The sequence below is a fragment of the Pseudarthrobacter sp. HLT1-3 genome, from assembly GCF_059383535.1.
Map to the genome: position 1 here is coordinate 120,734 of NZ_JBWZCJ010000013.1, position 9,744 is coordinate 130,477.

5 protein-coding genes and 1 pseudogene are annotated in these 9,744 nt (G+C 69.8%); 4 read left to right on the plus strand and 2 right to left on the minus strand.

The genetic code is table 11. The features are described 5' to 3' along the window. Positions 1–138: 138 nt before the first annotated feature. Positions 139–3,765 (minus strand): S41 family peptidase, encoded by a 3,627-nt coding sequence (locus AC50X9_RS12870; protein ID WP_494894152.1) that lies wholly within the window; start codon positions 3,763–3,765, stop codon positions 139–141. A 74-nt stretch (positions 3,766–3,839) separates the two neighbouring features. Between AC50X9_RS12870 and AC50X9_RS12875 the strand changes: the two genes are divergently transcribed. Both AC50X9_RS12875 and AC50X9_RS12880 read left to right on the plus strand, forming a co-directional pair. Further along, a complete protein-coding gene (locus tag AC50X9_RS12875; RefSeq protein ID WP_494894153.1) occupies positions 3,840–4,742 on the plus strand; it encodes a TIGR01777 family oxidoreductase in 903 nt (300 codons plus the stop codon). A 271-nt stretch (positions 4,743–5,013) separates the two neighbouring features. Further along, complete coding sequence (locus AC50X9_RS12880; RefSeq protein ID WP_494894154.1) at positions 5,014–6,807, plus strand: HNH endonuclease signature motif containing protein; 1,794 nt, start codon at positions 5,014–5,016, stop codon at positions 6,805–6,807. Positions 6,808–6,981: 174 nt separating this feature from the next. Here the strand turns inward: AC50X9_RS12880 and AC50X9_RS12885 are convergent, their stop codons facing one another. Further along, on the minus strand, positions 6,982–8,868 hold the full coding sequence (locus AC50X9_RS12885) for a serine/threonine-protein kinase (protein WP_494894155.1): 1,887 nt from the start codon (positions 8,866–8,868) through the stop codon (positions 6,982–6,984). A gap of 107 nt (positions 8,869–8,975) precedes the next feature. Here AC50X9_RS12885 and lipB point away from each other — a divergent pair, with 107 nt between their 5' ends. After that, positions 8,976–9,644: a lipoyl(octanoyl) transferase LipB gene (gene lipB, locus AC50X9_RS12890; protein ID WP_494894156.1), complete on the plus strand. Its 669-nt coding sequence runs from the start codon at positions 8,976–8,978 to the stop codon at positions 9,642–9,644. After that, positions 9,641–9,744 (plus strand): annotated as a pseudogene (locus AC50X9_RS12895) (lipoyl synthase); the annotation flags it as partial. The gene lipB and the pseudogene AC50X9_RS12895, both read left to right, overlap by 4 nt.

A 9,744-nucleotide genomic window follows, 5' to 3' on the forward strand; every position in this document is an offset into this window, starting at 1 on the left:
TCACTCTGCAAGCCGAAGGCCCCCGTTCCCCTGGTCAGGGAACGGGGGCCTTCGGTTTGAGCGGATGCACGGCGCGGGTGGCGGCCTGGCTCGTTTAGGCGGCTGGCCCCGCCCGCCGCCTCGCTTCCCGGCCGCCGTTTAGCTTGCCGGCTGGCGGGCGGGCAATGGAGCGGGCCGGACCTGGCGGTAGCCTTCGCGCAGCGGCGGCCGGTCGGTGGGCAGCTCCTGGATCATTTCCTTGAGCGCGCCGATGCCGTATTCCAGTTGCGGGTCGGTGCCGGCAGCGTAGGCGTGCGGCGGGAAAGTCACTTCGATGTCAGGCGCCACACCGAAGTTCTCGACGCCCCAGCCCACTCCGCCGGAGAACCAGGTGGCGTAGCGCGGCTGGGTCACGCCGGTCCCGTCGGCCAGGGCGAAGCGGTTGTCGATGCCGACGACGCCGCCCCAGGTCCGGGTGCCGATGACCGGCCCGATCCCGCGCAGCTTGGAGACCTGGGTGATGATGTCGCCGTCGGAACCGGCGAATTCGTCGGTCAGGATAATGACGGGACCGCGCGGCGCGTGGTGCGGGTAAGTCCGTGGCCGCTCCCCGCGGGGCATGCTCCAGCCGGTGACCTTGCGCCCGATGAGTTCCGCGACGAGCTGTGAGGTGTGCCCGCCCCGGTTGCGGCGGACATCGACGATCAGTCCGTCGAGGGCCGTTTCGGTGTCGAGGTCACGGTGCAGCTGGGCCCAGCCGTGGGCCATCATGTCGGGAATGTGCAGGTAGCCGAAGGTCCCCTGCGAGGCCTGCCGGACAGTGCGGCGGTTGGCGGTCACCCATTCCTGGTAGCGCAGCCGCTCCTCGTCCTTTACCGGAACCACCGCGACGCGGCGCTGCTTCCCGGCCTGGCTTCCGTGCCCGGCACCGTTGCGCAGGGTCAGCTCCACGGCGCGTCCGGCCGCGCCGACCAGCTGCATCGCGGGAGTGCGTGCCTCGGTGAGCTCGACGCCGTCGATCGCCAGCAGGACGTCGCCTGTCTTGGCGTCGGCGCCCGGGCGGGTCAGCGGCGACGTGGCGAGCGGGTCGGAGGACTCGCCGGCGAGGATCCGGGTGACCTCCCAGCCCTCCCCGGTGAAGGCCAGATCCGCGCCGAGCCGGCCCTGGCCGTTGCTGCCGTTTTCGCTGACGGCGAACGGACGGACGTAGGCGTGCGAGGTGCCCAGTTCGCCGTGGAGCTCCCACAGCAGGTCCACGAGGTCGTCGTGCGAGCCGAGCCGGTCCACGATGGGGCGGTAGCGGGCGTGCACGGAGTCCCAGTCCTGTCCTGCCATGTCTTCGGTCCAGAAGAAGTCGCGCTGGAGCCGCCAGGCTTCATCGAAGGCCTGGCCCCAGACGCTGAGCGGATCGAGCTGCACGCGGATGCGGCTGAGGTCGACCTTGACCAGCTGGCCGGACTCCTCGTCAGCCTTGGCGCCGGAGGGCGAGACGCGGATCTGCTTGTCCTGCAGGACGACGACCTTTTCGCCGTCGCCGGAGAGCCGGTAGCTGTCCAGGGCGTCCACGATGGTGGTGGTCTTGCGCCGGGCCAGATCGAATCGGACCAGGCAGGGTGCCGCGTTCTTGTCCTCGAGGCTGGCGCGGCCCTCGCCGGTGACGCCGAAGAGTTCGCTGTCGAGCCAGAGCAGCGCGCCGGCAGTTGCGGTGAGGGCGGAGTAGTTGCCCTGGGGCACCGGCACGCTGATGACACGGTGCGCCAGGCCTTCGGCATCGACCCGGACTGCGGGAACCTGGTCCTGGCCGGCGGCGTTGTCGGTGTCCGTTCCGGCCCCGGGAGCTTCCAGCGGGTCAACGTTCGGGCCGAACGGCGAGGGGGTGTCCGCGGCGAGGGCCACGAGGTAGGGCTTGATCGGGCTCGGGAAGGACAGGTCGAAGGAGTGACCGTCGTACACCGGATCGAAGCTGCGGTTGGACAGGAACGCGAGGTACTTGCCATCGGGGGTGAACGACGGCGACTCGTCGCGGAAGCGCCCGTCTGTGACGTCGATGATCGCACGTGTCCCGTCCGCCGCGGCGCCGGCGGCGTCGGAGGCGGCGGACGGGCTGTCGACCTTGGTGATGCGCAGCCGGCTGCGGGATCCGAAGGACGTCACCGGCTCGGACCAGCCCAGCCAGGCCGAGTCCGGAGACCAGCTGAAACCTTCGATGCTGCCTTCGCCGATGCTGGCCACCAGGGAGAGGGTTCCGGTGCGGGTGTCCGCCAGGTAGATGTCACCGAAGGCGGAGCCGATGGCGAGCCAATTGCCGTCCGGGCTGGCCTCGATGGTGCTGGCCCGGGTCGGCTTGGGGAAGTCGATCCTGACCAGATGATCGGACTGTCCCGGCTGTGCCGCTTCCGCCGGGCCCGCGGTGTCCGCGGCGTCTGTCGAACCGGCGACGTCGGGCGTGCTGGCGGCGCTGACGGCGCTGGCCGTGCTGGCAGTGTTCGCGGTGATGCCACCCGCGCGGTCCGGCGTGCTTGCGGGGACAGCGGCGACGGCGCCCGGCCGGGCGTGTGCTGCGGCCGGGACGGGGCTGGGCAGGGGCGCGTCGGACTCCTCCTGCGGCGTGGCCGCAGTCTGCGGTGCCGCAGCGGACGTCTGTCCCGGAGCCAGTAAGTGACCAGTTCGTCCGGAGCCCTGGTTTCCGAGCTCCACGGGTCCGGCGATCGCCTTCAGATACAGGGCTTCGACGCCGTCGTGGTCGGCGACGTAGGCGATCCGGCCCTCGCCGAAGGGCCGGGGCAGGCGGGCCCGGACGCCGGGGGTCGCTTCAAGGACCCGCGAGGGCCCGTCCTTGTGCCGCAGCCAGTGCAACGTGCCGTGGGCTTCCACCGCGCTGGAGTCGCCCGTGCGGTCCGGCACCACCTCGCCGAGGTGCTTGGACGGCTTCAGCGGCGCGGCACGGCGGGCCTGCGCCGCTGATCCCAGCGAAATCGACAGTTTGATGGCGTCCGAGCCGAGGTCCGGCAGGAGCCACAGCTCACCGGCCGATTCGAAAATGATGCGCTTGCCGTCGGTGGCGGCGTGCCGGACGTAGAAGTCCTCGTGGTCCGTATGGCGGCGCAGCCCGGACCCATTGGGCAGCACCGAGTAGAGGTTGCCGTAGCCCTCGTGGTCCGACAGGAAGGCGATCCGGCCGTCGACCCACATCGGATCGGTCAGGTTGCCGTCCAGCTCGGCGGCGAGCCGCTCGAATTCACCGTTACCGTCGACGTCGATCCACAGCTTGCCGGCGGCCCCGCCCCGGTAGCGCTTCCACCAGGCGGGCTCGCGGGAGAGCACACTGGCCAGGACCACGGGGCGTTCGTCGCCGACCACCGGTCCGAAGGCGACGGATTCCACCGGTCCCAGCGGGAGTTCACTGGCCCAGCCGCCGGTGACGGGCAGGCTATACGCGTGGGTGTGGCGGCTGTCAGCCTGCCGGAAGGCGCTCGTGACCAGCACGTCGCCGTCGGGGGTGAAGCCCTTGACCTTCGTGGTGGAGTGGCCGAAGTAGCTCAGCTGGCGATAGCCGCCGCCGTCGACGTTCGCGGTGACAACTTCCGGGGCCGTTCCCTGAACCACGGTCCACACCAGGCGCTTGCCGTCCGGGGTGAACCGGGGGTTGCGGGCGGGAAGCTGCAGCGAGGACACGCGCCAGGCGCGGCCGCCGTCGAGGGGCGCGATCCAAACGTCGTCCTCAGCCACGAAAGTGACCAGATCGCCGTGCAGGTGGGGGAAACGGAAGTAACTCGAAGAAGTCATCGTTCGATCATAGTCAAGACCAGCCGTCCCGCCCGGGAGGTTTCCCGGTTGTGCCGGGCATGGTGAGATGGATCATGCGAATCATAGTTGCCGGAGCCTCCGGGCTGATCGGAACCGCCATTTCCCGCTCCCTGCGCAGCGCCGGACACGATGTCGGCGCGCTGGTCCGGCGGCCGCCCTCCGCACCGTCCGAGTTCCAGTGGGACCCCGCGGCAGGAAGTATCGACGACCTGGCGCTGAAAGGTGCGGACGCCGTCATTAACCTCTCCGGCGCAGGCATCGGAGACCGGCCCTGGACCCGCGCCCGCATCAACGAACTCCGCACCTCGCGGCTGGGGGCCACCCGGACGATCACGGCGGCCATGGGGCGGCTGGACACGCCGCCGGCGGTGTTCCTGAGCCAGTCGGGCTCCAATTACTACGGCGACGCCGGACTGGCGGTGCTCCGGGAGAACGCTCCGGCCGGTCGCGGGGTCTTGGCCGGCATCTGCGCTGACTGGGAAGCGGCGGCACACGAAGCTCCGGCCGGCGTCCGGGTGGTTACCCCCCGGACCGGAGTCGTCTTGAGCCGCACCGGTGGTGCTCTGGGACGGCTGATGCCGTTACTGCGCCTGGGCATAGGCGGACCGCTGGGCAACGGCCGGCAGTGCTGGCCCTGGATCACGCTTCCTGATGTGGCCGGCGCCTTCGAATTCCTGCTCAGTAGCCCGCTGTCCGGGCCAGTGAACGTTTGCGCGCCGGAGATCGCGGACGTGAACTCGCTGATTGCGCAGCTGGCCAAAGTCCTGCACCGGCCCGCTGTGCTCCGCGTCCCCGCGCCGGTGCTGCGACTGGTGATGGGCAAGCTCGCCGATGAGCTGCTGCTTTCCAGCCAGCGGATGGAACCGGCGGTCCTGAGCGAAGCGGGCTTTGAATGGCAGCACCCGTCGCTCGCTGAGGCTGCCGCCTGGGTGGCCGGACGCGGCCCGAAGGATTGAGCATCCCCGCGCCGTTGGGGCGCGACTCCCTCGTAGCGTAGCCAGATCAGGACTTCACCGCCCTTAAGGCGACCTTGGAGCGGTACGGGATGGCGAGGGGCTCAGGCTGGGCCCGTGCTCCACCGCCCTTGGCTTTCCCGCTGTTGACGACTGCCGTGTCACCAGGTGTCGTCCGTGCCGGCGTCATCCGTGCCGGCGTCTTCCGTGCCGGTGTCTCGTGCCCCGCGGCCGGTCTAGTAGAAGTGTCGGTGGTGCCCGCTAGTTTTGGTTTATGGAAAGCACGGACTGGATTGCGGAGGGCTGGGAGGCGGTGGCGGCTGTCGCGGCGTTGACTGCGGCGCTGGATTCCGTCACCGCGGGCGGCGCTGATCAGACTGGTCCGTCCGGCACTGGCCACATTGGTCCGTCGGGCGCCAGTCTCCGCCGGGATGCTGATCCGTTGTGGGACGATTCGTTGCGGGATCTGGCGGATGATTGCCTGGATAGCCTGGCCGACATGGCGCGGTGGGAGGCTCGGGCCGCTGCGTGGAAGGTGCGGGTGGCCGCGGCCTATCTGCGGGCCGCCGACGCTGTGGCGCCACCGGCGACGGCCCTGCACTATGCCATGGGCCAGGAGATGGCGGTGCGCGCGGAGGTCGCGTGTGTCCTGACCGTGAGTGAACGGGCCGCGGACGGGTTCCTGGGCGATTGCGTGGCGCTGACGACGACGTTGCCGCTGACCCTCGCCGCGCTCACGGCGGGGACGATTTCCTGGGCGCACGCGAGGGTCATGGTGGAGGAAACGGTGAACCTGGACCCGGAGGGGGCGGCGGCGCTGGAGGGGCACTTCCTGGACCCGGCCGCCCCTAACCCGGCCCGGGGCTGCCCGGCCGGGGAACTCGTCCCGGGCCGGCTCCGGGCCAAGGCCCGGACCTGGCGTGAACGCCACCACCGGGAGAGCATCGAAAAACGCCACACCAAGTGCGTCGCGGACCGGCGGGTCGAGTTCCGCCCGGACACCGACGGGATGGCCTGGTTCTCCGCGTACCTTCCGGCCGATACCGCGGCGGGGATCTGGGACCGGACCACCGCCGCGGCCCGCGCCCTGCAGGGCCCGGCCGAGGCACGCACTATGACCCAGTTGCGCGCCGACATCGCCGCGACCTGGCTCCTCACCGCCGGCATGTCCGGCGCTGATGGTGCCGCGGGCGCTGAGGGGGCGGGTGCGGGCGGGGGTGTGCCGTCGCCGCGGGCGCAGGTCCTGATCACCGTGCCCGTGTTCTCGCTGCTGGGCGCCACGGAGGAACCGGCGATGCTGGACGGGTACGGGCCGATCCCGCCCTCGATGGCCCGCCGCCTGATCGCCGACGGCGCCGGCTCGTTCTACCGGGTCCTGGTGGACCCGCGGGACGGGGCGCCGCTGGAAATCGGGAGGAGCAGCTACCGCCTGCCCCCCGCGCTGCGCCAGTGGCTGCGGCTTCGCGATGGCCGGTGCCCGTTCCCGGGCTGTCACAACCATTCCCTGGACAACGACGCGGACCATCTCCTGGCCTGGGCCGACGGAGGGACCACCGGGATCACCAACCTCGGCGGGCCGTGCCGCAAGCACCACGGGCTGAAACACAGTTCAGCCTGGACACCGGCCGGAGCCAGCAAAGACGCCCCGCCCGGCTGGACCTCCCCGTCCGGACGGTATTACCCCAGCGAACAACAGGACTGGGAACCACCCCACTGGCCACCCGGAATCCTGGCCACGGACCCGGACCCCGGCATGGACCCGGATATAGACATGGACCTGGACGGAGCCCCGGTCCCGGACGCTGGCATCGACGTCGATATGGACGCAGCCACGATCCCGGGCCAGGACAGAGACGACCCGGACAGAGACTTTGATCTGGACCGCGGCCTGCCCCCGGACCCCGGCCCGGATCCAGAACAGGAACTGGAACTGCCCGCGGACCCCTTCCCGGACTGGCACCCCATCACGGCCGGCCACTCATTCCGTGCCGCAGACACCGACAATCTGATCTTCTACGAGCCACTCACAGAATCCATCCTGGAACACTTCCTCGCCCACCACGCCTGACCGCGGCGTGCGGGCGTTCAAGCGAAGCAATCCCAGGAAGGTGGCGGCACAACGGTCCCCGGCAGGGCCCTCTGCGCTGGCGCGGCTCCGAGGCAGTGATCGAGGAACGCTCCGATCAGGAGGCGAGCCGCCAACGCCGGCATTTGCAGCGATGGAAGACCTGTGGGCTGGACCCTAGCCGCCGGAGGCATCTGCGTCCTGGCTCCCAGCGGTATCTCCGGCAGCGTCATCGGCCGGGAGGATGTCCTGAATCCGCCAGCGGCCCTCCACTGGCAGCAGGACCAACCGCAGCCGCTGTTCCGGCGCGGCGGCAGCGTCCGCCAGGACCACTCCGGCGGCGTCGCGTTCTTCGTAGGCGGAGGTCCCCGCACTGACCGCCACCACTGCCAGCAGGCTCCCGCTGTCGCCGGTGGCAGCAACATGGGACAGCACGGTGGAGAAGCCGGACAGGACCCGGCCGGACTCCCTAAGCCCGGCGCTGATTCGGCCGTCTGCTTCAGCCGCAGATGACGCCGGGACGTTAACCTGATCCAACAGCCCGAAGTCCCCCGAGCTGAACGCCAGGGACCGCAACCGGGCCAGCCCGTGGACCGCTTCCGCAGGGTCCGGCGAGGCGAGCTGGATCTCCACCTCCGGAGGAATCGCCGCGGCAGCAACGGTCGGCGACATGGTTGCGGGCGCGGATTCCGGCACGGCCGCTGAGTTCCCTCCGGGAAAGGGCGAGAAGGATGCGGGCAACGGCGCCCCGGCGAAAGCCCAGGCGGTGACGAGAACGCCGCTGAGGGCCAGCCCCACGGCGGCCGCCCGGTAGCCCCTGCTGCCCCCGCTTTCCAGCCTTGTTCCCTCCTCCGGCCGGGCAACACTTTCCGGACAGGCAGGACCGGAGTCGGAGGAGGTCCGGCGGGTGGAGTGCCGCGCGCCGATACGAACGGAAGGGTGTTCGGCAGGGTGTTCGACGGGGTGGTCGACGGGTTGTCCGGCCAACCGCGCCGGGCCGGGTCGGGGAGATCCGGCGGGCGGAAGGGGCCGGGCACCCCGGGGCTTGGTGAATCGGCGCTGAAGGGACCGGAGCTGTTCGGCCCGCCGCGCGCGTGGCGTCACAGGAAGGGCACGCCGGGTCAGCAGCTGCGGGATGACCGTGGGGTGGACCGAGACCGAGAGGTCCACTGGGGCGGCCGCCGCGCTGCGATGAACGGCGGTGCCCAACTCGGCGGCCGAAGGCCGAAGCCTGCGGTCCTCGTGCAGTCCGGCTTCCAGCGCTGCGGTCAGCGCCGGTGGAACTTCGGGAACCAGCAGGGGAAGCGGCGGCCGCTGCGCACCAGGCTCGGGGGCGCGCCCTGTCAGGCAGAACCAGCCCAACGCCGCGAGCGAATAGACGTCGCGTTCCGGTTGCAGTCCGGCCCGGACGGCGTCCACCGGTGCCGGGTCACGAAAGCCCTCGGTCCCCGCCTCGTCCACCGCTTTGGCGTCCGCCACCATTCTGGCTACGCCGAGGTCGGCCAGCAGCGGTTTCCCGTGCGCGGTGAACAATACATTGCCCGGTGAAACGTCGCCGTGAGTGAAGCCTTGGCTGTGCAGATATGCCAGGGCCTGCGCGATCGGGGTCAGCACGGTGACCGTCTCCCCCGGCCCCAGCTTTCCCCGCCCGGCCACCAGTTGCTCCAACGACCCGCCTGCCGCGTAATCCATCACCAACCCGAAGTCCCCGTCCAAAGGACCATGGACACCGTCATTGCCGCCGTCAGTCTCCCCCTCGCCGCGGCCGCTCCCGACGCCGGAACTGCGCCGGCGGCTGCCGCGAACGCGCAGGACCGCAAGGGCCCGCACTAGGTGCTCGTGCTGCAGGGCCGACAGGATCCTCACCTCGCGCCGGACCGTCTCCTCCGTGTCGCGCCGGTCGGTCCCGTTGCCCGCGGAAAAGGATTTCAGCGCGTACTCCCGGCCGGTCGACTGTTCCGTCACCAGCCAGACGGCGGCGCTGCCTCCACGCCCCAGGCAACGGCCGACGTCGTAGCCGGGAACCTCGGGCGCCGCAATGGCCGCCCCTTCGTAATCGTCCATACCCAAGGAATAGCGGATCGCGCGGAATCCCGCAGAAGTTATCCACAGGGCGGTGAGATTGCCCACAGAATCAGCGGCTGTGACAGCCGGGGTCTAAGCTGGATGCCATGACTCTTGAGTTCTCCCAGCTGGGTCTCGCCCCGAATTTTGTCGACTACACCCGCGGCTGGGACATCCAGCGTGAACTTCATGAGCGGGTCCTCGCCGGCACTGCCCCCAGCACGGTCCTTTTGCTCGAACACGCCGCCGTCTACACGGCCGGTAAACGCACCGAAGACCATGAGCGTCCCTTTGACGGCACCCCGGTGGTCGCCGTCGATCGCGGCGGCAAGCTCACCTGGCACGGTCCCGGGCAACTGATCGGCTACCCGATCATCAAGCTTAAGAACCCGGCTGGAATCCGCGACTACGTGGAGCGACTCGAAGCCGTCATCATCGCCGTGCTGGCCGACTACGGCATCGCCGCTGTCCGGATCAAGGGCCGCGCCGGGGTGTGGATCGAACAGGACGGGAAGGGGCCCGCGCGGAAAATAGCCGCGATCGGCATCCGCGTGCACGAAGGCGTCACGATGCACGGCTTCGCGATCAACTGCAACAACGACCTATCGCCCTACGCCCAGATCATCGCCTGCGGCATTTCCGACGCCGGTACCACCACGATCTCCCAGGAGACAGGCCGGGATGTTACCCCCGCCGATCTCGTGTCCCGGATCATCGAAGAACTGCGCAACAATGAAGAAGCGCTAGTTGCAACCCATGAAGGAGCTCTACTGTGACCCTGGCACCAGAAGGCCGGAAAATGCTGCGGATCGAGCAGCGCAACGCGGCCACCCCGGTGGAACGCAAGCCGGAGTGGATCAAGGCCAAGGTCCAGAT

What these genes read in the sequence shown, in the direction of transcription:
- AC50X9_RS12870 (WP_494894152.1), bottom strand. Translation starts at nt 3,765, where the DNA reads ATGACTTCTTCGAGTTACTTCCGTTTCCCCCACCTGCACGGCGATCTG.
- AC50X9_RS12875 (WP_494894153.1), top strand. Translation starts at nt 3,840, where the DNA reads ATGCGAATCATAGTTGCCGGAGCCTCCGGGCTGATCGGAACCGCCATT.
- AC50X9_RS12880 (WP_494894154.1), top strand. Translation starts at nt 5,014, where the DNA reads ATGGAAAGCACGGACTGGATTGCGGAGGGCTGGGAGGCGGTGGCGGCT.
- AC50X9_RS12885 (WP_494894155.1), bottom strand. Translation starts at nt 8,868, where the DNA reads ATGGACGATTACGAAGGGGCGGCCATTGCGGCGCCCGAGGTTCCCGGC.
- lipB (WP_494894156.1), top strand. Translation starts at nt 8,976, where the DNA reads ATGACTCTTGAGTTCTCCCAGCTGGGTCTCGCCCCGAATTTTGTCGAC.